Annotated in this window: 22 protein-coding genes; 16 read left to right on the top strand and 6 right to left on the bottom strand. The window is 70.1% G+C overall.

The genetic code is table 11. From position 1 onward, the window contains the following. The first annotated feature begins 90 nt into the window (after positions 1-90). On the top strand, positions 91-1812 hold the full coding sequence (locus BST38_RS05190) for a DEAD/DEAH box helicase (protein ID WP_083142197.1): 1722 nt from the start codon (positions 91-93) through the stop codon (positions 1810-1812). Positions 1813-1885: 73 nt separating this feature from the next. Then, positions 1886-2968, top strand: coding sequence for a helix-turn-helix transcriptional regulator (locus tag BST38_RS05195; RefSeq protein ID WP_237160673.1), 1083 nt, complete (start codon positions 1886-1888; stop codon positions 2966-2968). On the opposite strand, the gene BST38_RS05200 is transcribed toward BST38_RS05195, so the two are convergent. Genes BST38_RS05200 through BST38_RS05220 form a run of 5 tightly spaced genes read right to left on the bottom strand, consistent with a single transcriptional unit; the run spans position 2958 to position 7732 of the window. Beyond that, positions 2958-4331 (bottom strand): FAD-dependent oxidoreductase, encoded by a 1374-nt coding sequence (locus BST38_RS05200; protein ID WP_110781512.1) that lies wholly within the window; start codon positions 4329-4331, stop codon positions 2958-2960. The two genes, BST38_RS05195 and BST38_RS05200, sit on opposite strands and share 11 nt — an antisense overlap. A gap of 52 nt (positions 4332-4383) precedes the next feature. Then, positions 4384-4854: an SRPBCC family protein gene (locus BST38_RS05205; RefSeq protein ID WP_083142198.1), complete on the bottom strand. Its 471-nt coding sequence runs from the start codon at positions 4852-4854 to the stop codon at positions 4384-4386. A gap of 38 nt (positions 4855-4892) precedes the next feature. Further along, positions 4893-5708, bottom strand: coding sequence for an HAD-IIA family hydrolase (locus BST38_RS05210; protein WP_083142199.1), 816 nt, complete (start codon positions 5706-5708; stop codon positions 4893-4895). A 45-nt stretch (positions 5709-5753) separates the two neighbouring features. After that, the gene (locus tag BST38_RS05215) at positions 5754-7202 is read right to left on the bottom strand and encodes a PH domain-containing protein (RefSeq protein ID WP_181792099.1); all 1449 of its coding nucleotides are present in this window, start codon (positions 7200-7202) and stop codon (positions 5754-5756) included. A gap of 29 nt (positions 7203-7231) precedes the next feature. Continuing rightward, positions 7232-7732 (bottom strand): PH domain-containing protein, encoded by a 501-nt coding sequence (locus BST38_RS05220; RefSeq protein WP_083142201.1) that lies wholly within the window; start codon positions 7730-7732, stop codon positions 7232-7234. Positions 7733-7775: 43 nt separating this feature from the next. Here BST38_RS05220 and BST38_RS05225 point away from each other — a divergent pair, with 43 nt between their 5' ends. From BST38_RS05225 to BST38_RS05250, 6 genes are all read left to right on the top strand, one after another. Next, positions 7776-8693, top strand: a complete 918-nt coding sequence (locus BST38_RS05225; RefSeq protein WP_083142202.1) for an SDR family NAD(P)-dependent oxidoreductase — start codon at positions 7776-7778, stop codon at positions 8691-8693. Beyond that, positions 8693-9889, top strand: coding sequence for a molybdopterin molybdotransferase MoeA (gene moeA / locus BST38_RS05230; protein ID WP_083142203.1), 1197 nt, complete (start codon positions 8693-8695; stop codon positions 9887-9889). Before BST38_RS05225 ends, moeA begins: the two co-directional genes overlap by 1 nt. 12 nt (positions 9890-9901) lie before the next feature. Then, on the top strand, positions 9902-10600 hold the full coding sequence (locus BST38_RS05235; protein WP_083142204.1) for a phosphatidylserine decarboxylase: 699 nt from the start codon (positions 9902-9904) through the stop codon (positions 10598-10600). Then, entirely contained in the window at positions 10600-11466 is an 867-nt protein-coding gene (pssA, locus tag BST38_RS05240; RefSeq protein ID WP_083142205.1) for a CDP-diacylglycerol--serine O-phosphatidyltransferase, read from the top strand. Before BST38_RS05235 ends, pssA begins: the two co-directional genes overlap by 1 nt. Before the next feature lie 4 nt (positions 11467-11470). Then, the gene (locus BST38_RS05245; RefSeq protein ID WP_083142206.1) at positions 11471-13627 is read left to right on the top strand and encodes an AAA family ATPase; all 2157 of its coding nucleotides are present in this window, start codon (positions 11471-11473) and stop codon (positions 13625-13627) included. A gap of 147 nt (positions 13628-13774) precedes the next feature. Continuing rightward, entirely contained in the window at positions 13775-14209 is a 435-nt protein-coding gene (locus tag BST38_RS05250) for a DUF1707 domain-containing protein (RefSeq protein WP_083142207.1), read from the top strand. Here BST38_RS05250 and BST38_RS05255 read toward each other — a convergent pair. Then, positions 14206-15702, bottom strand: coding sequence for a potassium/proton antiporter (locus tag BST38_RS05255; protein WP_083142431.1), 1497 nt, complete (start codon positions 15700-15702; stop codon positions 14206-14208). The genes BST38_RS05250 and BST38_RS05255 overlap by 4 nt on opposite strands. A gap of 30 nt (positions 15703-15732) precedes the next feature. Between BST38_RS05255 and BST38_RS05260 the strand changes: the two genes are divergently transcribed. From BST38_RS05260 to BST38_RS05295, 8 genes are all read left to right on the top strand, one after another. Next, positions 15733-16428 (top strand): potassium channel family protein, encoded by a 696-nt coding sequence (locus BST38_RS05260; protein ID WP_083142208.1) that lies wholly within the window; start codon positions 15733-15735, stop codon positions 16426-16428. A gap of 87 nt (positions 16429-16515) precedes the next feature. Next, on the top strand, positions 16516-19422 hold the full coding sequence (locus BST38_RS05265; protein WP_083142209.1) for a Na+/H+ antiporter subunit A: 2907 nt from the start codon (positions 16516-16518) through the stop codon (positions 19420-19422). After that, the gene (locus tag BST38_RS05270; protein WP_083142210.1) at positions 19419-19886 is read left to right on the top strand and encodes a Na(+)/H(+) antiporter subunit C; all 468 of its coding nucleotides are present in this window, start codon (positions 19419-19421) and stop codon (positions 19884-19886) included. Before BST38_RS05265 ends, BST38_RS05270 begins: the two co-directional genes overlap by 4 nt. Continuing rightward, positions 19883-21499 carry a Na+/H+ antiporter subunit D gene (locus BST38_RS05275; protein WP_083142211.1) on the top strand — a complete coding sequence of 539 codons (1617 nt, stop codon included), beginning with the start codon at positions 19883-19885 and terminating at the stop codon, positions 21497-21499. The genes BST38_RS05270 and BST38_RS05275 overlap by 4 nt, the downstream gene beginning before the upstream one ends. After that, entirely contained in the window at positions 21496-22029 is a 534-nt protein-coding gene (locus tag BST38_RS05280; protein ID WP_083142212.1) for a Na+/H+ antiporter subunit E, read from the top strand. The genes BST38_RS05275 and BST38_RS05280 overlap by 4 nt, the downstream gene beginning before the upstream one ends. Before the next feature lie 206 nt (positions 22030-22235). Next, entirely contained in the window at positions 22236-22523 is a 288-nt protein-coding gene (locus BST38_RS05285) for a monovalent cation/H+ antiporter complex subunit F (protein WP_083142213.1), read from the top strand. After that, positions 22520-22897, top strand: coding sequence for a monovalent cation/H(+) antiporter subunit G (gene mnhG, locus BST38_RS05290; RefSeq protein WP_083142214.1), 378 nt, complete (start codon positions 22520-22522; stop codon positions 22895-22897). The genes BST38_RS05285 and mnhG overlap by 4 nt, the downstream gene beginning before the upstream one ends. Beyond that, positions 22866-23609: an SAM-dependent methyltransferase gene (locus tag BST38_RS05295; RefSeq protein WP_083142215.1), complete on the top strand. Its 744-nt coding sequence runs from the start codon at positions 22866-22868 to the stop codon at positions 23607-23609. The genes mnhG and BST38_RS05295 overlap by 32 nt, the downstream gene beginning before the upstream one ends. The last annotated feature ends 65 nt before the right edge of the window (positions 23610-23674 follow it).

The following is a 23674-nucleotide window of genomic DNA, read 5'->3' on the forward strand; positions in this document are numbered from 1 at the left end:
CCGCAGAGATGCGGTCGCGGAACCGGTTGCCCTAGACTGCATTCCGGTCGCCGCCGGAAACGGCGGCGAGTTCGTCGGGAGGAGTCATGGGTGCGGGCTGATCCAGCACCCACGTCCGGCACTTCCGGGCCCGGCACCCAGGCGTTGCGCGGCTGGCAGCGACGCGCGCTGGTCAAGTACCTGACCGCCAAGCCCCGGGACTTCCTCGCCGTCGCGACCCCCGGCGCCGGTAAGACCACCTTCGCGCTGCGCATTGTCTCCGAACTGCTCGCCGAGGGCACCGTCGATGCCGTCACGATCGTGGTCCCGACCGAACACCTGAAGATCCAGTGGGCGCAGGCCGCCGCGCGGCACGGCATCGCACTGGACCCGAAGTTCTCCAACTCGAACTCGCAGACGTCCTCGGAGTACCACGGCGTCGTCGTCACCTACGCCCAGGTCGCGAGCCACCCGACCCGGCACCGGGTGCGCACCGAGAACCGCAGGACGCTCGTGGTGTTCGACGAGATCCACCACGGCGGCGACGCCAAGAGCTGGGGCGACGCGATCCGGGAGGCGTTCGACGACGCGACGCGCCGGCTCGCGCTGACCGGTACGCCGTTCCGCAGCGACGACAGCGCGATCCCGTTCGTCAACTACGAGACCGGACCCGACGGGTTCCAGCGATCCCAAGCCGACCACACCTACGGCTACTCCGACGCGCTGGCCGACGGCGTGGTGCGCCCGGTGATGTTCATGGCGTACTCCGGCGAGGCGCGCTGGCGCGACAGCGCCGGCGAGGAGCACGCGGCCCGTCTGGGCGAGCCCCTGACCGCCGAGCAGACCGCGCGGGCGTGGAAGTCGGCGCTCGACCCGAAGGGCGAGTGGATGCCCGCGGTGATCGCCGCGGCGGACAAGCGCCTGGACGGCCTGCGCCAGCACATCCCCGACGCCGGCGGCATGATCATCGCCACCGACCAGACCGCCGCGCGCGCGTACGCCAAGCTGCTGCTCAAACTCACCGGGGAAGACCCGACCGTCGTGCTCTCCGACGACAAGGGCGCCTCCGACCGCATCGCCCAGTATTCGGCGGACACGTCGAAGTGGCTGGTGGCCGTGCGCATGGTGTCCGAGGGTGTCGACGTGCCGCGGCTGTCGGTCGGGGTGTACGCGACGAGCGCGTCGACGCCGCTGTTCTTCGCCCAGGCGATCGGCCGCTTCGTGCGGTCGCGGCGCCCCGGCGAGACCGCCAGCATCTTCCTGCCGTCGGTGCCGAATCTGCTGATGCTGGCCAGCGAGATGGAGGCGCAGCGCAATCACGTGCTGGGCAAACCGCACCGCGAGCCGCTCGAGGACCCGCTGGACGCCGAGCTGCGCGAGCAGAAACGCGACGAACCCGGCGAGGAGGAGAAGAAGGTCGAGTATCTCGGCGCCGACGCCGAACTCGACCAGGTGATCTTCGACGGGTCGTCATTCGGCACGGCGACGCCCGCGGGCAGCGACGAGGAGGCCGACTACCTCGGCATCCCCGGCCTGCTCGACCCCGAGTCAATGCGAGATCTGTTGCGCCGCAGGCAGGATGAGCAACTCCAGAAGCGCACGGCGGCCGGGGTGCAACCGCCCAAGACCACGCACGGGCAACTCCGCGAGTTGCGCACCGAGCTCAACACGCTGGTGTCGCTGGCCCACCACCGCACCGGGCGGCCGCACGGCTGGATCCACAACGAGTTGCGCAGGCGCTGCGGCGGGCCGCCGGTGGCCGCCGCGACACGCGAGCAACTGCAGGAGCGCATCGCCGCCATCCGCGTGCTGCAGCGTGAACTGACCGCCTGACCTGCGCCATCTCTGGCCAATTGACGGCCGCAGACTTATATTCACCGAAGGGCTCTCTTCGCGAGGGGGTGAAATGGTCGCGATCGAGCAGTTCTCGCAGATGGTCACCGCGATGCACAGCGCAGCCGTCGAGCCGGACCGGTGGGTTGATGCGCTGACAGTGGTGCGTACCGCGCTGGACGCCAACGCGACCGGCCTCGTCCTGACCGACGGGCCGCGCCGGGCGGTCAGGAGCTGCAGCTTCACCGACAGCGAGGCGATGGCGGCGTACGACGAGTACTACGGCCGGTTCGACTACGTGCTGGAGGCGGTCGAACGCAGTGCGCCCGGGCTGGTACACAACGGAAAGACGTTGGTCGCGCTCAACCCTCGGTCGGAGTTCCACGGGGAATGGATGTGCCCGTACGCGCTCGACGACGGGGCGTTCGTCCGGGTCAGTGCCGGGCCGAAAACGGTCTCGTTCGTCGTGGCGGGCAAGCGCGCCGAACCGTTCGCGACCACCGATAACATGCGGCTGGTCAACGCCCTTGTCCCGCAACTGCAGCGGGCGTTGCGCACCGAGCATCTTCTGACCGAGCTTCGAGACCGTGCCGCACTGCGCACCCACCCGGCCGACGCGGTCGGCGCACCGGCGATGACCGTCGCCGCCGACATGACCCTGACCTATACCAATACCGCCGCGGAATCGCTGTTACGTTGCAGCGCCGAGGTTCTCACCCGATCCGGTCACCTGTACCTGTCGTCGCCCGCGTCGGACACCGACCTCAGGCGCGCGGTGTCACGGGCCGCGCGGGAGACCGGGCCGCGCATCGCGGACACCTTGCGGGTGGCCCGCAGGACCTCACCACGACCGTTGATCGTGCATGTGATGCCTGCTGGGGCGACCGCAGCTCAGCCGGGAGCACTGGTCATCGTCGTCGACCCCGATGTACACCGCGAACCACCCAAACAGCTTCTGCGCCGGCTGTTCTCGTTGACCGACTCGGAGGCCGAGGTGGCACTGCGCATCGGCCGCGGGCAGGCCCTGGCAGCCGTCGCCGACGAGCTCATCCTGTCGCTGGCCACCGTCAAAACCCATCTGCAGCACGTCTACCAGAAGACCGACACCCACCGGCAGGGTGAACTGGTCCGGCTACTGCTGTCACTCATGCCGTAGCGGGAACCTCCACGGCACTGAGGTTCTGGCGGCCGCGTGACGCGGCGAACACCCGGCGCAGCATCGCGGGCCGCAGTAACCGACTGGGCGGCTGCAACATTCCGGAAACCATCTGGAACTGCTGGTCCACCCACGCATCGGTCTCACACGCCAACAGGATCCGGTCGATGTACGCATTCGACAGCCTGGTCGACAGTGGGCGCGGGCCCTCGACTTCCGGCAACAGCAGGTCCGAGTTGACCGCTGTGCGCCAGGCGATCCCGATGCCCTTGGCCGTTTGCCGGTGAAAACGCCGGGACAGCCCGCGATCACCGCCGCGCAGGCAGTCACGGAGCGCCACCGCGTCGATGGCGGCCAGCGTCATCCCCTGGCCGTAGATCGGGTTGAAGCTGGCGACGGCGTCGCCGGTCACCAACAGCCCGTCGGGCATCCGCACCTTGTCGTAACGCCGCCACCGGCTCGCCGGGAACCGGTATACCGCGAGGTCGGCCAACGGCTCCCCTGCCCGCAGCGCGGCGTAGGCGTGCGCGGGCATCAATTCCTCGGCGCGAGCGTGAAACTCGTCCACACTGACCGGCGGCCGGTTGTCCCGACCCAGCGTGCCGACCATCACGTGCCACTCGTCGCCCTCGCAGCGGCTCATCGCGAAGCCGCGAGGCCGGCCGGGCTCGGGCATGTCGATGAACAGCAGCTCGTGCAGCAGCCCGTCGGGGATCCGCACCCGCATGCTGGCGTAACTCACGTGCACGGTCAGCTGATCCTCACGCGGCCGCGCACGGCCCTGCTGTTCCAAGAAGTTCGGAGTCCGCGAACCCCGGCCGGTGGCGTCGACGACGAGGTCGGCGGCGATGTCGTGGGTGCGGTGGTCGGCCTGTCCGGTGACCCGGACACCGGTCACGGCCTGCCCCGACCACGTCAGTGCGTCGATGTCGTGCCGGTCGACGAACGACACCGTCGGCAGCGCGCGCACGCGGCGGCGGACGTGACATTCGAGGAACGGGCGGCCCGCGTACAGGATGGTCAGCATGTCGGGGTCTTCCAAACGCCCCGTCCGGGTGACGAGGTGGCCGTTGAACCGCGTGTAGAGCTGGGATAGATCCCCGGTCCGCCACAGGTGCGCCCCGGCGCCCACGATCTCACCGGTGACCCCCGGGAACAGCTCTTCGATGATCTGCCCGCACCGGGCCAGCATCACGTGCGGCTGCTGGGCCTGCGGCACCCCGCGGCGCGGTGCGCTGCTGTCGTCGAGCTCGTCACGGTCGACGACGCTGACCCGGTCGAAGAACTCCGTCAGTACCCGCGCCGCCAACAGCCCGGCCATGCTCGCGCCGAGCACCACGGCGTGTCCACCCCGATTCCGCATCCCTCAATGAGGCACCAGAGTCGCCCGAAGAGCATCAGCCGAACGGCTGAGATCACCCGGCCGCGAGCTTCGCGAGGTTGTCCAGCGAGTTCTCCAGATGCGTGACGGGAAACGGCGGGAACTCGATGTGTTCGCGCAGTTCGGCGGGCACACCCGACCAGTCGTAGGTCAGGGTGACCCGCGTCTGCGTCGCGCCGAGCGGTTCCAGGTCATAGCGCCACGTCCAGCCGCCGTACCCGACCACCCCGTCCGGACCCGCCTGGCCGGGTTCCCAGCCGAGGATGCGGTCCTGCTCGAACGCGATGACCTTGTTGGCCATCTCGTAGTGTCCGTCCGGATGGTTGTCGTGGTACATCGCGACCCGGAACATCTGCTCGACCCGGGCCAACGGTTCCGGGTCGAGTGCCTCACGCACCCAGCCGGTGCCGTCGATCGCGGCATGGTTGGCGGGATCGGCGAGCAGCGCGAACGTCGCCGCCACGGGAGCCTCGACGGTGGCTTCGACAGTCATGGTTTCGGTCATGCACAGACTGACCGCCCGCGGGCGCGGAACTCATCGCGTCACAGGCCGAGCAGCGCGGGCAGGTCGGCCACCGAGTCGATGACGTGGTTGGGCTGCATCGCGAATTCGTCTGCCGCCCAGCGGTCCAGCGTGTCCTGACGGAACTTGCCGGTGCGCACCAGCACCCCGGTCATGCCGACCACCTGACCGGCCAGCACATCGTTGTTGAGGTCGTCACCGACGACGTACATCTCCTCGGGGTCCACGCCCAGCCGGGTCGCCGCGGACAAGAAGCCCTCCGGCGCGGGCTTACCCACCGCGGTGGCCTTGCGGCCCGACGTCTTCTCCATCCCGATCAGGTACATGCCGGTGTCGACGCGCAGCCCGTCGGTGGTGGTCCACGCAGTGCTGCGGTGCATCGCGACCACCGGAACGCCCTGCGCCATCCAGTCGTAGACCCAGGACAGCGTCAGGTGGCTGTACTCGGGTCCCGCGCCGCCGAGCAGTACGACGTCCGGCGGCTCGGGGGCGCGCGGCCCGTCGAACTGGCTGGAGTAGACGATGTCGATGCCCGGCATGTCCTCGGCGATCTGGCCGCTGTTGACCAGGAAACATCGCGCGTCCGGGTAGCGGTCCCGCACGTAGTCGGCTGTCAGCACCGCCGCGGTGACCACCTCGTCGGCGCGCACCGCCATGCCGGCTTCGGTGAGCAGTTCGGCGATCTGGGCGCGGGTCCGGGTGGTGGTGTTGGTCAGGTAGGTACAGGCGATCTGGTTGTCCGCCAACGTCTGCAGGGTTTCGGCGGCACCGGGGATCGGCTTCCACGACGTCACGAGCACGCCGTCGATGTCGAAGAGGATCCCGCCGATCGCCATGGTGCGACAGTAAACGGCCCGCGTCGGCACGCAAGTCGTACCCCGCTAGTGGCCGCCGCCGGTTCCCCCGCCGCCCTGCGCCCACCGGGTCGCCGACAACCACGGCGAGGTGGCCCCGGCGATGGCCCAGGCCTGCTCGGCGGGTACGTCGATGACCTCGTACCGTTTGACGCCCGCGGCGGTCGCGGCGATCAGCGTCGCGACCCCGGCGCGGCGCTGCGGCAGCGTCTGGCGCACCGTCCAGCCCACGATGCCCGCGGACGCCACGCAGTCGCGACGGCGGTGCAGGCTGCCCGCGCGGGCGACCAGCCAGCCGTCGCCGGCCCGGTGCCCGAGCGACCGGGCACGGTCGGCGGCCAGCGCCGCGCACGCGGCAACGGTCAGCGCCGTGGCCGCCCACGCCCACACCGGGACCCCGCCGGACACCGACCAGACGGCCAGTCCCACCGCGACCGCGGCGGGCAGCAGCATCGCGCGGGTCCAGCGCCGTCGGGTCGCGGCGGGCCCGTGCCCGGTCAGTACTCCGGTGACGGCGTCGGGCCGGCCGATCAGATCGGTCAGCACCGCTTCGGCGGTGGGTCGCGGGCACGGCGGGAGCAGCTGCGACGCCTCGCCGGCGCCGGTGACGCCGGTCATCACGGCGTCCAGGCGGGCTCCGCCGAACAACCGCACCAGGATCGGTTCCCGCAGCGTGCCGCCGCGCAGCCGACGCATGTCGAACGAGCGTTCCCGCACCCGCACCAGACCATGCGACAGCTGCAGCACACCGGCGTCGCGTCCGGTGTCGCGGCGCAGCACCAGATTGCCGTAGGTCAGCAGCGACTGGGTCACCGACAACGTGACCGCCGCGACCAGCACCACCGCCACGGCGGACACCGCCGCGGCGGCGGTCCCGAGCTCGTCGACCACGTCCTGCCCGGTCCGCACCAGTGCCGAATCCCGCAGCGCCCGAAGCACTCCCGCCTGCGACAGCACGCCGGCCACCGCCGCGATCGTGACCAGGCCGGTCGGGGTCAACGCGCTGTACCGAAGCCACGACGGCTGCCAACGCGCCAGTTCCCGACCTGGGGTGGCCTCGTGATCGGGCACCGCGGACGAGTCCGCCAGCAGCACCGCCCGCAGCCCGGCCACATCGCCCGCGGGCACCGCGTCGAGCTCGAAAACCGTGTCGCCGGCCGCTTCCTGACCGGTGCTGACCCGCAGCACCGTCAGCCCGAGCAGACGGTGCAGCAGCCGGGCGTCGGTGGACACCGAACGGATTCGGTTGCGCGGCACCGACAGCACCACCCGCCGCAGGACCCCGCTGCGCAGCTGCACCTCGTCGGCGCCGATGCGGTAGGTGGTGGTGAACCAGCGCGCCAGCCCGAAGCCGACGACCAGGACGACCCCGGCGAGCGTCCACAGCGGGTTGCCGGTGGCCGATCCGAGCACGAGAGATCCGACCAACACCGGGATCTGGCGGATCACCTCGTGCACGGGGTGCACGAGAAGCATCCGCGGACTCAACCGGGACCAGTCGGGCGTCACGTGGCGTCCTCGCCGCCCAGCGCGGCGATGTCGGTCAGCTGCGCGACCACCCGGTCGGCGACCTCGACGTCGAGCGCGACGATGCGCACCGCCCCGGCCGACGACGCGGTCGTCACCGTCACGTTGGACAACCCGAACAGCCGGTCCAGCGGGCCGCGGTAGGTGTCGACGGTCTGTATCCGCGAGATCGGTGCGATGCGCCGTTCCTGCACCAGCCAGCCCGAGCGGGTGTACACGGCCGTGGCGTCCAGATCCCAGCGGTGCACCCGGTAGCGCCACAACGGGGCGACGACGATCGACACCGCCGCCCCGAGCACGGTGGCCGCGGCGACGAGCCCGTGCACCCACAACCACTGCCCGTCCGCGGATGCCCCGACCCCGACGACGAACCACACGATCTGCGCGATGACGGCGACCGTCCACGGGACGGCGGCGCCGAGGGCCCACACCAGCGGCGCTTTCCGGCTCGGCGGGTGCGCCGGTTCGACCAGGTGCACGCGATCGAGCCTAGTTGCCGTGCGGGACCGTAAGTTGAATGCCATGACCTCCACATGGACCGCCGCCAACGTCCCCGATCAGTCCGGCAGGGTCGCCGTCGTGACCGGCGCCAACACCGGCATCGGTTACGAGGCCGCCCAGGTGCTCGCGGGCAAGGGGGCCCGCGTCGTCATCGCGGTGCGCAACCTGGACAAGGGCAAGGACGCCGTCGACCGGATCACCGCCCTCCACCCCGGCGCCGACGTGTCGCTGCAGGAACTCGACCTGTCCTCGCTGGCGAGCATCCGGGGCGCGGCCGCGGAATTGCGCGCGGCCCATCCACGGCTGGATCTCCTGGTCAACAACGCAGGCGTGATGTACCCGCCGAAGCAGACCACCGCCGACGGGTTCGAGCTGCAGTTCGGCACCAACCACCTCGGGCATTTCGCGCTGACCGGCCTGCTGCTCGACACCCTGCTCGACGTGCCGGGCTCGCGCGTGGTGACCGTCGCGAGCATGGCGCATCGCAACATGGCCGACATCCACTTCGACGACCTGAATTGGGAACACAAGTACAACCGGGTCGCGGCGTACGGCCAGTCGAAGCTGGCCAACCTGATGTTCACCTACGAGCTGCAGCGCAGGCTCGCCGGGCGGGGCGCGCCGACCGTCGCGGTCGCGGCGCACCCCGGCATCTCCAACACCGAGCTGATGCGCCACATCCCCGGCACCGGCCTGCCCGGAGTGATGACCCTGGCCGGGCTGATCACCAACAGCCCGCGCGTCGGCGCGCTGGCGACGCTGCGCGCGGCCACCGACCCCGAGGTGCGTGGCGGCCAGTACTACGGGCCGTCCGGCTTCCGGGAGATGGTCGGGCACCCGGTGCTGGTGGACTCCAACGCCAAGTCCCACGACGTCGCCGTCGCGCAGCGGCTGTGGACGGTGTCGGAGGACCTGACCGGTGTGAAGTACCCGATCTGATGCGTTCCGTCGACGAGCACCGGCGCGTGGTCGCCGGTCTGATCACCGCTCGCCCCGCCCAGACCGTGCCGATCGCGGACGCCCTCGGCATGGTGCTGGCCGCCGATGTGGTGGCGCGGTTGTCCCTGCCGGGTTTCGACAACTCCGCGATGGACGGCTACGCGGTGCTGACCGAGGACATCGCGGCCGCGACCGCGGACACCCCGGTGCGGCTGCCCGTCGCCGAGGACATCCCGGCCGGGCGCACCGACATCCCGACCCTGGCACCGGGCACCGCGCATCGCATCATGACCGGCGCACCGCTGCCGTACGGCGCGACGACCGTCGTCCCCGTCGAGAGCACCGACGGCGGCGTGCACACCGTGACGATCCGGGAAGCCAAGAAGGAAGGCCAGCACATCCGCCGCGCCGGCGAGGACGTGTCGGCGGGCACCACCGTGCTGCGCGCCGGGCAGGTGGTCACCCCCGCCGTGCTCGGCCTCGCCGCGGCGCTCGGGCTCGGGGAGCTGACCGTGACCCCGCGGCAGCGCGTGCTCGTCGTGTCGACGGGCACCGAACTGGTCTCCGCGGGCACCCCACTGCAGCCCGGGCAGATCTACGAATCCAACGGCGTGATGCTCGCCGCCGCGGTGCGCGACGCCGGTGGCGAGGTGATCGCGTCGCCGATGACCGGCGACGACGTCGCGGTGTTCAGCGAGACGCTGCGGCGGCACGCCGCCGACGCGGACCTGATCCTGACCACCGGCGGGGTCAGTGCGGGCGCGTACGAGGTGGTCAAGGACGCGCTCGGCCCGGGAAGTGTGGAGTTCGTGAAGGTCGCGATGCAGCCCGGCATGCCTCAGGGCTGCGGCACGGTCGAGGACACCCCGATCGTGACGCTGCCGGGCAATCCGGTGTCGGCACTGGTGTCGTTCGAGGTGTTCGTGCGTCCGGCGCTACGCGCCGCGATGGGGTTCGCCGACACCGAGCGGCCCCGCCGCACGGCGATGCTGACCGAGGATCTGACCTCACCGCGCGGGAAGCGGCAGTTCCGGCGCGGCGTGTTCGACCCCGTCACCGACTCCGTGACCGGTTACGGCCCGCCTGCCTCGCACCATCTGCGGTGGCTGGCCTCGGCCAACTGCCTGCTGGAACTCGACGAGGACACCGCAGAAGTGGCCGCGGGGTCGCGTGTGCAGGTCTGGGACCTGAGATAGCCTGGCGAGACAATGGCCAGACGCCCCGACCTCAAGACAGGACCAGCGCGCCTGGCGGCCCTGGTTCGTACCACCGTCCCCCCGATGCACCCGGCGGGGTTGCCGTTCGTCGGCGCCAGCCTGGCGGTCGCGTTGGCCGGCCGCAGAACGCGGTGGCTGCGCAACGCCGGCGTCGCGTCGGCGGCCGCCAACGCCGCGTTCTTCCGGCACCCGCCGCGCACGCCACCGACCCGGCCCGGCGTCGTGGTCGCCCCGGCCGACGGGCTGATCTGCCTGATCGAGGAGGAGTTGCCGCCCAGCGAATTAGGGCTCCCGGCAACGCCTTTGCCGAGGATCAGCATCTTCCTGTCGCTGTTCGACGCGCATGTGCAGCGCGCACCGCTGGCCGGTGAGGTGGTCGCCGTGGCGCACCGGCCCGGGCTGTTCGGGTCCGCCGAACTGGCCGCCGCCAGCGAGGACAACGAACGCAACAGCGTGGTGATCCGCAACCCCGAGGGCGCCGAGGTGATCGCGGTCCAGATCGCCGGGCTGCTGGCCCGGCGCATCGTGTGCGACGTCAAGCCCGGCGACAAGGTCGGCCTCGGCGATACCTACGGCCTGATCCGCTACGGCTCCCGGCTGGACACCTACCTGCCCGCAGGCTCCGAGATCCTGGTCGGCGTCGGGCAGCGCGCCGTCGCCGGCGAGACCGTCCTGGCCGAGCTGCCCTGATGCGCCCACGCCTCAAGTCGCCGGTGGTCAGCGCCCGCATCCTGCCGAGCGCGATGACCGTCGCCGCGATCTGCCTGGGTCTGAGCGCGGTCAAGATGGCGCTCGACGGCCGCCCGACCGAAGCGATGGCGTTTCTGGCGATCGCCGCGATCCTCGACGGCCTCGACGGCCGGGTGGCACGTGCGTTGAATGCGACCTCGAAGATGGGCGAGGAGATCGACTCGCTGGCCGACGCGGTGAATTTCGGTGTCGCACCGGCGTTCATCGTCTACGCCACGTTGCTGTCGACGTCGCAGATCGGCTGGATCGTGGTGCTGCTGTACGCGGTGTGCATCGTGCTGCGGCTGGCGCGCTTCAACGCGATGCTGTCGGTCGACCAGCCCGCCTACGAGAAGAAGTACTTCACCGGTATGCCCGCACCCGCGGGTGCGATCGGCGCGATCGGCCCGCTGGCGGCCAAGATGCAGTTCGGTGAGGGTTGGTGGACCTCCGAGCCGGCCGTCGCGATCTGGATGATCGGCGTCTCGCTGCTGGTGGTCAGCACGCTGCCGATGCGCAAGATCCACACGTTCTCGGTGCCGCCGAACATGGTGGCACCGCTGCTGGCGCTGCTGGCGATCGGTGTCGCCGCGTCGATCCTGTACGGCTACATCGTGATCCTGGTGATCATCGTCGCGTACTTCCTGCACATCCCGTTCGCGTTGCGCACCAAGCGGTTCCTGGCCGCACACCCCGAGGTGTGGGACGACAAGCCGCGCCAGCAGCGGGCCGCGCGGCGCGCGATCCGGCGCACCCACCGGACCCAGCGGGCCCAGCCACGCCGCTCCTCGCTGCGCCTCGGTCTGCGCAGGCCGCCGAAAGGCTGAGGCGTTGACACAGCTCGCACTCACCGCCCGGTTGAACACCTCCGCGCTGGACTCCCGCCGCGGGGTGGTCCGACTACATCCCGAGGCGATCGCCGCACTCGGCATCCGGGAGTGGGACGCCGTGTCGCTGACGGGCGCACGCACCACCGCCGCGGTGGTCGGGATCGCGCCGGCCGGGACACCCGCGGGCACCGCGCTGCTCGACGACGTGACGCTGTCGAATGCGGGCCTGCGCGAAGACACGTCGGTGCTGGTGTCGGCGGTGGCGGTCCAGGGCGCGCGGTCGGTGACACTGAGCGGTTCCCGGCTGGCCAGCCAGTCGATCAGCCCCGCGACGCTGCGCCAGGCGCTGCTGGGCAAGGTGATGACGGTCGGCGACACGGTGTCCCTGCTTCCCCGCGACCTGGGTCCCGGCACGTCCACGTCGGCGGCCACCGCGGCGCTGGCGTCGTCAGTCGGCATCACCTGGACGTCGGAACTGCTGACGGTCACCGCCGTCGACCCGGCCGGCCCGGTGAGTGTGCAACCCAATTCGCTGGTCTGCTGGGGCTCGGCCGCGCCCGCGCGATCGGCGCCGCCACCGGTCCAACCCGAGCAACCGCATACCCCGGCAATCGGTTTCGACGACCTCAAGGGTTCGCACAGCCAGGCGAGCCGGCTCACCGAATGGCTCAAGCTCGCCCTCGACCAGCCCGAGCTGCTCGAAAAGCTCGGCGCCACCGCCAATCTCGGTGTGCTGGTGTCGGGTCCGGCGGGCGTCGGCAAGGCCACACTGGTGCGCACCGTGTGCGCGGACCGGCGGCTGGTGGAGCTCGACGGGCCGGAGGTCGGCTCACTGCGCGCCGACGACCGCCTCGCCAAGGTCGCGTCCGCCGTCGCCGTGGTGCGCGACGGCGGGGGAGTGCTGCTGGTGACCGACGTCGACGCGCTGCTGCCGGTACCGCCCGACCCGGTGGCGACGCTGATCCTCGCCGAACTGCGCAATGCGGTCGCCACGAAGGGGGTCGCGTTCGTCGCGACGTCGGCGATCCCGGACAGCGTCGACACCCGGCTGCGCTCCCCAGACCTGTGCGACCGCGAACTCGGCCTGAGCCTGCCCGACGGCGCGGTGCGCCGCCAACTGCTCGAGGTGCTGCTGCGCGACGCACCCGCCCGCGACCTCGATCTGGGCGAGATCTCCGAGCGCACACCGGGTTTCGTGGTCGCGGACCTGGCCGCGCTGGTCCGTGAGGCCGCGCTGCGGGCCGCCGCGCGCGCGAGCGAGAGCGGCGACGCACCGGAGCTGCGCCAGGAGGACCTCACCGGTGCGCTCGGCGTGATCCGGCCGCTGTCCCGGTCGGCGACCGAGGAGGTGTCGGTCGGCTCGGTGACCCTCGACGACGTCGGCGACATGGTCGACACCAAACAGGCCCTGACCGAGGCGGTGCTGTGGCCGCTGCAGCATCCGGAGACGTTCCAGCGTCTCGGTGTGGAACCGCCGCGCGGCGTGCTGCTCTACGGCCCGCCCGGATGCGGCAAGACGTTCGTGGTGCGTGCGCTGGCGAGCTCGGGACGGCTGAGCGTGCACGCGGTCAAGGGCGCCGAGTTGATGGACAAGTGGGTCGGCTCGTCGGAGAAGGCGGTGCGCGAGCTGTTCCAGCGGGCCCGGGATTCCGCGCCGTCGCTGGTGTTCCTCGACGAGATCGACGCGCTCGCCCCGCGGCGCGGGCAGAGCTTCGACTCCGGGGTGACCGACCGGGTGGTCGCGGCGATGCTGACCGAACTCGACGGCATCGAACCGCTGCGCGACGTGGTCGTGCTGGGTGCGACCAACCGGCCCGATCTGATCGACCCGGCGCTGCTGCGCCCGGGCCGGCTGGAGAAGCTGGTGTTCGTCGAGCCGCCCGACACCGAGGCCCGCACCCAGATCCTGCGGACGGCGGGGAAATCCGTGCCGCTGGCGCCGGACGTCGACCTGGCCGCGCTGGCCTCCGAGCTCGAGGGGTACAGCGCCGCCGACTGCGTGGCGTTGCTGCGGGAGGCCGCGCTGACCGCGATGCGCCGCTCCATCGACGCCGCCGACGTCACCGCCGAGGACGTGGCCACCGCCCGCCAGACGGTCCGGCCGTCGCTGGATCCGGTCCAGGTCGAGGGGCTGCGCACGTTCGCCGAGTCACGCTGATCCGGACAGCCACGCGGCGAAAGTGCGGTGAGATCGCGACTTCGCACGAATCGGCGATCTGAGCGCACTCTCGCTGGCGGAAATCTTGACAGTGACTAGTTATCGTGGAATCGTCCGATCTAGTCGTTGTCAAGTTCGGGAGGGACCATGAGCTCCACCACAGTCAGGGCCGGAGACCGCGAACGTGAGGCCACCGCGGACGTGCTCGGACAGGCACTCTCGCAGGGATACCTCGACCTCGGTGAGTACGAATCCCGGCTGCAGACCGTCTACAGCGCGCAGACCGATCCGGACCTGCGGGCCCTCACCGCCGACCTGCCCGTCGCCGAGCTGCGCCGCAACGATCCGCGCCGGGCCGCTGCGCGCGTCGCCGCCGCCCGGCGCGGCATCCATCTGCACCTCGCGGCCTACGCGACCATGGTCGTCGTCGTGCTCACCGTGTGGCTCGCGGTCGGCCTCGGCACCGGCAGCTGGTACTTCTGGCCCGTCTGGCCGATCCTCGGTGCGGGCATCGGGGTGGCCGCACACGCGCTGCCGATCCGGCTCGCGTTCCCGGCGTGCCCGGGCCTCACGGCCCGCTAGTTCGGATCGCCGTACTCGTCGAACCAGTACGCGAGCTTGCCGCGGCGGCTGACCGCGCGCAGCCGCCGCTCGGCGAGTTCGCGGGTCACCGACGTCGTCACGATCAGCAGTTCATCGCCGATCGCCAGCCGGGTGACCGGCTGCGGCACGAACGGCTGGCCCGCCCGGATGATCAGCGTGATGACGCTCGGGTCGGGCAGCCGCAGCTCCACCACCGTGACGTTGTGCAACCGCGAACCCGGCAACACGGTCATCGTCAGCAGCTCCGCGCCGAGCACGTCCAGCGGTGCCGCGTCGACCTGGATTTCGCGGGTGGTGTCCCGCGGGATCAGATGCAGCCATTCGGCGACGATGCGCAGGCTCGGACCCTGGATCGCGGTGTAGAGCACCACCAGGATGAACACGATGTGCAGCAGCCGCCAGCTGTCGGGCACCCCCTCGACGATCGGATAGGTGCACAGCACGATCGGCACCGCCCCGCGCAGACCGGCCCACGACAGGAACACCTTCTCGCGCCACGGGACCCGGAAGCCGACGAGCGACAGGAACACCGACAACGGCCGCGCCAACAGCAGCAGCACCAGCCCCGCGACGATCGCCGGCACCACCTCGCGGAGCAGCTCCGACGGCGACACCAGCAGGCCGAGGATCACGAACACCCCGATCTGGGCAAGCCAGCCGGCCCCCTCGGCGAACGACCGCGTCGCCGACCGGTGCGGCAGCCCGGAGTTCGCGAGCACCACACCCGACAGATAGGCCGCCAGAAATCCGCTCGCGTGCGCGGTGCCCGCCGCGGCGAACGAGACCATGCACAGCCCGAACGCGGCGAGCGGATACAGGCCCGCCGCGGGCAGCGCGATCCGGCGCAACGTCATCGCGCCGAGGAAACCGAACCCGAGCCCGAGCACGACGCCCATCAACAGCTCGTAGAACATCGTGCCCGCGATCGTGAGCGGGTCGAGGTCCATCGGCACCGCGCTGAACAGCAGCACCAGGATCACCGCGGGCGCGTCGTTGAAGCCGGATTCGGCCTCCAGCAGGCCGCTGAGCCGGCGCGGCAACGGCACCACCCGCAGCACCGAGAACACCGCGGCGGCGTCCGTACTGGACACGACCGCACCGAGCAGCAGCGCCAGCTGCCAGTTCATGCCGAACACCCAGTGCACGGCCGCGGCCGTGATCACCGTGCTCGCCGCGACGCCGAACGTCGCGAGCACAGCGGCGGGGGCGAGCACTTTCCTGATGTCGTTGAACCGGGTGGTCAGACCGCCCTCGACCAGGATCACCGCCAGCGCCGCGGTACCCAGATCCTGCGCGAGCTGCGCGTTGTCGAACTGCAGCCCGAGGCCGTCCTCCCCGACCAGCACGCCGACCCCGAGGAACAGCAATAGGCTGGGCAGGCCGACCCCGGTGGCCAGCCTCGTCGCGGCGATGCTCGCCAACAGCACCAGACCGCCGATGAACAGCGCCACATAGAGCTGCTGCAGGGTCACCCGGATGAGTAAATCAGGGACAGGAGGTTCATGCGGATCGCAGTAGCAGGCGCGGGTGCGGTCGGCCGGTCGGTGGCCCAGGAACTCGTCGAATACGGCCACAAGGTCCTGATCATCGAGAAGGAATTCCACCGCTACGAGCCGAACTCGGTTCCCGGCGCCGAGTGGCTGTGGGCGGACGCCTGCGAGGTCGGCTCGCTCGAAGAAGCCGAGATGCAGATCTGCGACGTCGCGATCGCGGCCACCGGCGACGACAAGGCGAATCTGGCGATGGCGCTGCTGGCCAAGACCGAGTTCGGCATCGAGCGGGTGGTCGCTCGGATCAACGACGCCCGCAACGAGTGGCTGTTCACCGAGGCATGGGGCGTCGACGTCGCGGTGTCGACGCCGCTGGCACTGGTCGCCGCCATCGAGGGCGCGATCGACAAGGGTCAGTTGGTGCGGCTGATGGCGCTGGGCCGCGATTCCCGGGGCGATCTCGGGCAGAGCGCGACCAATGTTGCGAAGTTCACCCTTCCCGACGACAGCCCGCTGGTGCAGCGCCGCGTGCGCGACCTCGCGATGCCCGCCGACAGTGCGCTGGTGACGCTGATGCGCGGAAAGCACCTGATCATCCCCACCCCGGACGAGGTACTCGAGGCCGGTGACGAGCTGCTGTTCGTCGCCGCATCCGGCGTCGAGGAGCACATCAAGGCAATGGTGAAGGGCACCCGTAGACTGGAGTGACTCCAAAGTCAGTACGGCTGACACCCATGTCCACCTGCCCGACGGAAAGCCCGCCCGACAGCGTGCCGCCCACGACGAGACGGAGCCATGCTCGCCATCCTTGCTGCCCATGCGGCTGCCGCGCTACTGGCGCCTCTGCTGGTGTACCGCTGGGGGCGTTCGGCGTTCTATCCGCTTGCGCTGGTGCCGCTGCTGTCGCTGATCTGGGTGGTGCTGAACTGGCCTGACAAGGGCGAGGCGCACGTCGTCGACGTCGCCTGGGTGCCCAGCCTGTCGATGGACATCACGCTGAGGTTCGACGCGCTGGCCGCGGTGATGAGCGTGCTGGTGCTCGCGATCGGCGCGCTGGTGCTGTTCTACTGCGCCGACTACTTCCACCACCACGACGGCCACACCGAGAAGCGGCTGCCCAGCTTCGCCGCCGAGCTGGTCGCGTTCTCCGGCGCCATGTTCGGGTTGGTGACCAGCGACAACCTGCTGCTGCTCTACGTCTTCTGGGAGATCACGACGGTCCTGTCGTTCCTGCTGGTCGGCCACTACGCCGAACGCGCGACCAGCCGGCGGGCCGCGATGCAGGCGCTGCTGGTGACGACGTTCGGCGGCCTGGCGATGCTGGTCGGCATCATCGTGCTCGGCAACATCGCGGGCACCTTCCTGCTCTCCGAGCTGATCGCGGCCCCGCCGAGCGGGTTGGCGGCATCGGTCGGCCTGGTCCTGATCCTGATCGGCGCGCTGTCGAAATCGGCGATCGTGCCACTGCACTTCTGGCTGCCCGGTGCGATGGCCGCACCGACCCCGGTCAGCGCGTACCTGCACGCCGCGGCGATGGTGAAGGCCGGCGTCTACCTGATCGCCCGGATGACGCCGGGGTTCGCCGACTCCCCCGAGTGGCGCCCGACCGTGGTGACCCTCGGTCTGCTGACGATGTTGCTGGCCGGCTGGCGCGCGATCCGCGAGTACGACCTGAAGCTGATCCTCGCGTTCGGCACGGTCAGCCAGCTCGGCTTCATCACGATCATGGTGGGTGTCGGCGGCAGCGAGATGATGCTCGCCGGGCTGGCCATGCTGTGCGCGCACGCGATGTTCAAGGCCGCGCTGTTCATGGTCGTCGGCATCATCGACCACGCCACCGGCACCCGCGACATCCGCAGGCTGGCCTGGCTGGGCCGCCGGCACAAGCCGCTGCTGATCATCGGGTGTGCGGCCGCCGCGAGCATGGCCGCGCTGCCCCCGTTCTTCGGCTTCGTCGCCAAGGAGGCCGACTTCGAGACGGTGCTGCACAGCCCGTATCTGGGTGCGGCGTCGCCGTTCGTGCTCGCCGGCATCGTGCTGGGCTCGGTCCTGACCACCGTCTACAGCCTGCGGTTCGTGTTCGGCGCCTTCAGCCGCAAGGGCCTGCCGCACCCGAGCACCCGTGTCGAGGAGATGCACCGGCCCGGCGCCGGCTTCCTGATCCCGCCGGCGATCCTGGCCGCGGCGGGCCTTCTGTTCGGCCTGTGGCCCAAGCCGCTGGACACCGTGTTGAGCAACTACAGCGACACGGTCCCCGACCCGCAGGGCTACCAGAGCGGATACCACCTGGCGCTGTGGCACGGGGTGAACCTGCCGCTGCTGTTGTCGGTGCTGGTGCTGGCCGCGGGCATCGCGATCTACTTCGGGCGCAAGCGGCTGCGCCGCGCCCGCGCGGACTTCGTGCCGCTGGGCAACGCCGACCGCATCTACGACGCCGTCATCCGCGGCGCGGACGTCCTGTCGGTGCGGGTCACCGCGCTCACCCAGCGTGGCTCGCTGCCCCAGACCCAGTCGTTCATCCTGGTCACCCTCGCCGTGCTGCCGATCGCCGTGCTCGGGCTCGGCGCGCGCACCCAGCCCCGGTTCGAGATCTGGGATTCGCCCCCACAGGTGGTCGTCGGCCTGCTGATGGCCGCGGCGGCGCTCGCCGCGGTGGTCCTGCGCAACCGGCTCGCCGCGGTGCTGATGGTCGGCGTCACCGGGTACGGCTGCGGCGCGATCTTCGCGTTCCACGGCGCCCCGGACCTGGCGCTGACGCAGTTCCTGGTCGAGACGCTGACGCTGGTCGCCTTCGTGCTGGTGCTGCGCACCCTGCCCGCGGAGACCAGCCGCGAGGAGACCACCCGCTACCGCGGGCCGCGCGCGGCGCTGGCGATCGCGGTGGGTGCGACCGTCACCACGCTGGCCGCGTTCGCGATGGCCGCCCGCAACAGCAGGCCGCTGGCCGAACTACTGCCCGACGCCGCGTACACGCTCGGCCAGGGTTCGAACACCGTCAACGTGATCCTTGTCGACATCCGCGCCTGGGACACCATGGGCGAGGTGTCGGTGCTGCTGGTGGCCGCCACCGGCGTCGCGTCGATGGTGTTCCGAAGCCGGCGGTTCGGTTCGGCGCCCAGGGTTTCCGACGCCGGCCAGCCCGACATCGGCAAGCTGCCGGCGTCGGCGTACCACAGCCCGGCCGCCGGTGACATCACGTGGCTGCGCGGCAGCGAGCTGCGTGACCCGCGGCACCGCTCACTGGTGCTCGAGGTCGCCACCCGGCTGATCTTCCCGGTGATGATGGTGCTGTCGGCGTACTTCTTCTTCGCGGGCCACAACGTGCCGGGCGGCGGTTTCGCCGGCGGTCTGATGGCCGGTCTGGCGCTGGTGCTGCGGTATCTGGCCGGCGGCCGCTACGAACTCGGCGAGACCCTTCCGCTGGACGCGGGCAAGATCCTCGGCGCCGGCCTGACGCTGGCGGCCGGCACCGCGGCGGCCTCCCTGCTGCTCGGCGCCCCGGCGCTGTCCTCGGCGGTGATCGAGTTCGACGTCCCGGTGCTGGGCAGCATCAAGTTCGTCACCGCGCTGTTCTTCGATTTAGGGGTGTATCTGATCGTCGTCGGATTGGTGCTCGACGTGCTGCGCAGCCTCGGCGCGCGCATCGACGTCGAGATGAGCGAGCTGGCCGAGCAGAACAAGCAGGCGGTGCAGCGACGATGACGGCCTACCTGGTTCCGCTGATGATCATCGGGGTGCTCACCAGCGCCGGCGTCTACCTGCTCCTCGAACGCAGCCTCACCCGGATGCTGTTGGGGTTGTTGCTGATCGGCAATGCGATCAACCTGCTGATCCTCAATACCGGCGGCCCCTCGGGTAACCCACCGGTGCGCGGGCGCACCAGCGATGACTCGACCACGATCGCCGACCCGTTGGCGCAGGCGATGATCCTGACCGCGATCGTGATCACGATGGGCGTGGCCGCGTTCGTGCTGTCGCTGGCCTACCGCTCCTACCGGATCAACACGATCGAAGAAGTCAGCAACGACCCCGAGGACACCAGGGTCTCGCAGCTGTCGGGCAAGGAGGACGACGAGCTCGACGACCGTCCGCAGCCCGACGTCACCCGCGACACCGACCTGCCCGACGAACTCGACGCGCTGCCCGGTTACGAGGGCTCCCGATGATCGGCAGCCATCTCGCGCCGGTCCTGGTGCCGTTGCCGGTGCTCGTGCCGCTGCTCGGCGCGGCGATCACGTTGTTCGCCGGCCGGCGCCCGCGGCTGCAGCGCTCCCTGGTGGTGTTCGCGCTGTCCACCGTCGTCGTGGTGTCGGGTGTGCTGCTCTACCTGGCCGACCGCGACGGCACGATCGCTTTGCAGGTCGGCGGCTGGGGGGCGACCGAACCCGGGATGGGCCCGCTGGGTGTGACGCTGGTGGTGGACCGGCTGTCGGCGCTGATGCTGGTGGTGTCGTCGATCGTGCTGCTCGCGGTGGTCTTCTACGCCATCGGTCAGGGCATCCGCGACGGCGACGACCGTCAGCCGGTGTCGATATTCCTGCCCACCTACCTGGTGCTGTCGACGGGCGTGTTCATGGCCTTCCTGGCCGGGGACCTGTTCAACCTGTTCGTCGGCTTCGAGGTGCTGCTGACGGCGAGCTTCGTGCTGTTGACGATCGGGGCCAGCAAGGAGCGGGTGCGCGCGGGCATCTCGTACGTGATGGTGTCGATGGTCTCGTCGCTGGTGTTCCTGTTCGGTATCGCGCTCGTGTACGCGACCACCGGCACGCTGAACCTGGCGCAGATCGCGGTGCGGCTCGACGATGTGCCGTCGGGCACGCGGATGGCGTTGTTCGCCGTGCTGCTGGTCGCGTTCGGGATCAAAGCCGCGGTGTTCCCGCTGTCGGCGTGGTTGCCCGACTCCTACCCGACCGCACCGGCTCCGGTCACCGCCGTGTTCGCCGGCCTGCTGACCAAGGTCGGCGTCTACGCCATCATCCGCGCGCACTCGCTGCTGTTCCCCGGCGGCGGGATGGACGGGGTGCTGATGGTCGCCGGCGTGCTGACCATGATCATCGGCATCCTCGGTGCGATCGCCCAGAGCGACATCAAACGTCTGCTGTCGTTCACCCTGGTCAGCCACATCGGGTACATGGTGTTCGGCATCGCGCTGTCCAACCACCTCGGCATGTCCGGGGCGATCTACTACGTCGCGCACCACATCCTGGTGCAGACCACCCTGTTCCTGGTGGTCGGCCTGATCGAGCGGCAGGCGGGCGCATCGACGCTGGAGCGGCTCGGCGGCCTGGCCGCGGCGAGTCCGCTGCTGGCCTTCCTGTGGGTGATTCCGGCGCTGAACCTCGGCGGTATCCCGCCGTTCTCCGGCTTCATCGGCAAGGTCGCGCTGCTGGAGGCGGGTGCGGAATCCGGCTCGGTGCTGGCCTGGATCCTGGTGGCCGGCGGCGTCATCACCAGCCTGCTGACGCTATACGTGGTGGCCCGGGTGTGGACCAAGGCGTTCTGGCGGCTGCGCAAGGACGCGCCCGAAGGGCACCTGTCCGGGCCGGCCCCGTCGGCGCTGCTGGACAACACCGACGACACCATGGACATCGAACTCATCGAGCGCGACGATGTCGGCAAGATGCCGCTCGGGATGCTGGTCCCGACCGGCGCGCTGATCGTGGTCGGGTTGCTGCTCACGGTGTTCGCGGGCCCGATCTTCGCGTTCAGCGACCGCGCGGCCGACGAGGTGATGGACCGCGGTCAGTACATCAGCGCGGTCCTGGGAGGTGCTCCGTGAGGCACAACACGCTGCGGGTCTGGATCGTCTGCTGGCTGGTGTTCGTCTGGGTTCTGTTGTGGGGCAACATCTCTGCCGCCAACCTGCTGTCGGGTCTGGCTGTCGCCCTGGTGATCACGGTGCTGCTCCCGCTGCCGCCGGTCCCGGTGGAAGGCCGTATGCACCCGCTGTCGACGCTGCGGCTGGTCGCGACCGTGGCGTACTGGCTCGTGGTGTCCTCTGTGCAGGTCGCCTATCTAGCGATCAAGCCGGGCAAACCGCCGCTGACCGCGGTGCTGCGCGCACACCTCAACGTCAAGTCCGACCTGGTGCTCGCGCTGGCGGTCAACATCATGAACCTGACGCCGGGCAACATCGTGCTGGAGATCGACCAGACCCGCAGGATGGTGTACGTGCACGTCCTCGACGTCGGATCGGACCGCACGGTGAATCGGTTCTACAGCCAGGTCGAGCAACTGCAGCGGATGCTGGTCGCGTCGTTCGAACGCGACGCCGACTGGAGGCCTGCGGAGAAGGAGGCCGACGCATGACTTTCCAGCGAGAAGCGAAGGCGGATCGCGCATGACTTTCCAGCGAGAAGCGAAGGCGGATCGCGCATGACTTTCCAGCGAGAAGCGAAGGCGGATCGCGCATGACTTTCCAGCGAGAAGCGAAGGCGGATCGCGCATGACTTTCCAGCGAGAAGCGAAGGCGGATCGCGCATGACTTTCCAGCGAGAAGCGAAGGCGGATCGCGCATGACTTTCGTCTGGATCGCGGCCGGCGCGATGCTGTCGCTGGCGGCGCTGGCCACCATGTTCCGCATGCTGCTCGGGCCGACGACGCTGGACCGGCTCGTCGCGCTGGACACCCTGGTCGCGGTGACGATGTGCGCGATCGGCACCTGGGCGGCGTTCAGCCTGGACACCACGGTCACCTACAGCCTGACGGCGCTGGCGCTGATCACGTTCATCGGATCGGTCAGCGTGGCGAGGTTCCGTGTTCCGGACGTCGCCGACCCTGCCGACAAGGGGCCGTCCCGATGATCTCCGACGTCATCGCGGGTGTGCTGATCCTGCTCGGGTCGGCGCTGGCGCTCACCGCCGCGATCGGCGTGGTGCGGTTCCCCGACACCCTGTCGCGGATGCACGCGGCGACCAAGCCGCAGGTGCTCGGTCTGCTGCTGGTGCTCATCGGCGCGGCACTGCGCCTGCGCGGCCACGTCGACATCGGCATGCTGATCCTGACCGGTCTGTTCACGATCATCACCGCACCGGTGATCGCGAACCGGGTGGGCCAGCTCGCGTACCGCGAGCAGAACATCCGGGACGACTTGCTGACCAAGGACGAGATGCATGATTTCGCGGCCGAACGGGAATCCGGCGGTCATGACGGTTCTGGACAGCCCGGGGGTACCTGACTCCGGGTGTGACGCGATCGCCCTTGCCAGCGCGATCGCGCGGGTCCGCGAAACAGCAAGGAAACAACCGCTTTTCACGGATCCTTATGTCCAGCTGCTGGTCGACGCGTCGCGTTCGCACGAACCCGATCCGGCGCCGCTGGCGGTCGCCGACCACATCGCGGCCCGGACCAAGTGGTTCGACGACTTCTACCTCACCTCCGGCTCGGCCGGCGTGGTCCAGGTGGTGATCCTGCAGGCCGGCTTCGACACCCGGGCGTGGCGCCTGCCCTGGCTGTCCGACACCGTCATCTACGAGGTCGATCGGCCGGAAGTGCTTGCGTTCAAACAGGAAACGCTGCGACAGGCCGGCGCGGCCCCGTCCGTCGGCCATGTGCAGGTGCCCGCGGGCCCCGGCGACGACTGGACGAGGGCGCTGACGGCCGCCGGGTTCGCGCCCGACGAGCCGACCGCGTGGGGTATCGAGGGACTGATGCCCGCGCTGGACCCGCGGGCGCGCGAAGAGCTGCTGGAGCGCATCGACCTCTACAGCGCACGCGGCAGCAGGATCGCGATCGAGACCGAGGCGGACAGCGATCCCGACGTCGACTGCTGGTTGTGCGCGCGGCACTGGGAGATGGGCTCGGTCGCCTCCGCGGATCTGCTGCAGCGCTACCACCGCCATCCCACCCACGCCACGTCGGGGATCTTCGTCGGCGGTCGCAAGCACTGAAACCCGCGCCCTGAATTTGGTGCGTAGCGGGCCGCCTGGCACCGGTAACGTCGGATGCCATGACG

This window comes from Mycolicibacterium parafortuitum (assembly GCF_002086815.1).
GTDB classification, from domain to species: Bacteria; Actinomycetota; Actinomycetes; order Mycobacteriales; family Mycobacteriaceae; genus Mycobacterium; species Mycobacterium parafortuitum.

Bases quoted from the DNA above. Each gene is read 5' to 3' on its own strand.
- BST38_RS05195 (WP_237160673.1), top strand. From the start codon at position 1,886: ATGGTCGCGATCGAGCAGTTCTCGCAGATGGTCACCGCGATGCACAGC.
- BST38_RS05200 (WP_110781512.1), bottom strand. From the start codon at position 4,331: ATGCGGAATCGGGGTGGACACGCCGTGGTGCTCGGCGCGAGCATGGCC.
- BST38_RS05205 (WP_083142198.1), bottom strand. From the start codon at position 4,854: ATGACCGAAACCATGACTGTCGAAGCCACCGTCGAGGCTCCCGTGGCG.
- BST38_RS05210 (WP_083142199.1), bottom strand. From the start codon at position 5,708: ATGGCGATCGGCGGGATCCTCTTCGACATCGACGGCGTGCTCGTGACG.
- BST38_RS05215 (WP_181792099.1), bottom strand. From the start codon at position 7,202: ATGCTTCTCGTGCACCCCGTGCACGAGGTGATCCGCCAGATCCCGGTG.
- BST38_RS05225 (WP_083142202.1), top strand. From the start codon at position 7,776: ATGACCTCCACATGGACCGCCGCCAACGTCCCCGATCAGTCCGGCAGG.
- moeA (WP_083142203.1), top strand. From the start codon at position 8,693: ATGCGTTCCGTCGACGAGCACCGGCGCGTGGTCGCCGGTCTGATCACC.
- BST38_RS05235 (WP_083142204.1), top strand. From the start codon at position 9,902: ATGGCCAGACGCCCCGACCTCAAGACAGGACCAGCGCGCCTGGCGGCC.
- pssA (WP_083142205.1), top strand. From the start codon at position 10,600: ATGCGCCCACGCCTCAAGTCGCCGGTGGTCAGCGCCCGCATCCTGCCG.
- BST38_RS05250 (WP_083142207.1), top strand. From the start codon at position 13,775: ATGAGCTCCACCACAGTCAGGGCCGGAGACCGCGAACGTGAGGCCACC.
- BST38_RS05260 (WP_083142208.1), top strand. From the start codon at position 15,733: ATGCGGATCGCAGTAGCAGGCGCGGGTGCGGTCGGCCGGTCGGTGGCC.
- BST38_RS05265 (WP_083142209.1), top strand. From the start codon at position 16,516: ATGCTCGCCATCCTTGCTGCCCATGCGGCTGCCGCGCTACTGGCGCCT.
- BST38_RS05270 (WP_083142210.1), top strand. From the start codon at position 19,419: ATGACGGCCTACCTGGTTCCGCTGATGATCATCGGGGTGCTCACCAGC.
- BST38_RS05275 (WP_083142211.1), top strand. From the start codon at position 19,883: ATGATCGGCAGCCATCTCGCGCCGGTCCTGGTGCCGTTGCCGGTGCTC.
- BST38_RS05285 (WP_083142213.1), top strand. From the start codon at position 22,236: ATGACTTTCGTCTGGATCGCGGCCGGCGCGATGCTGTCGCTGGCGGCG.
- mnhG (WP_083142214.1), top strand. From the start codon at position 22,520: ATGATCTCCGACGTCATCGCGGGTGTGCTGATCCTGCTCGGGTCGGCG.
- BST38_RS05295 (WP_083142215.1), top strand. From the start codon at position 22,866: ATGACGGTTCTGGACAGCCCGGGGGTACCTGACTCCGGGTGTGACGCG.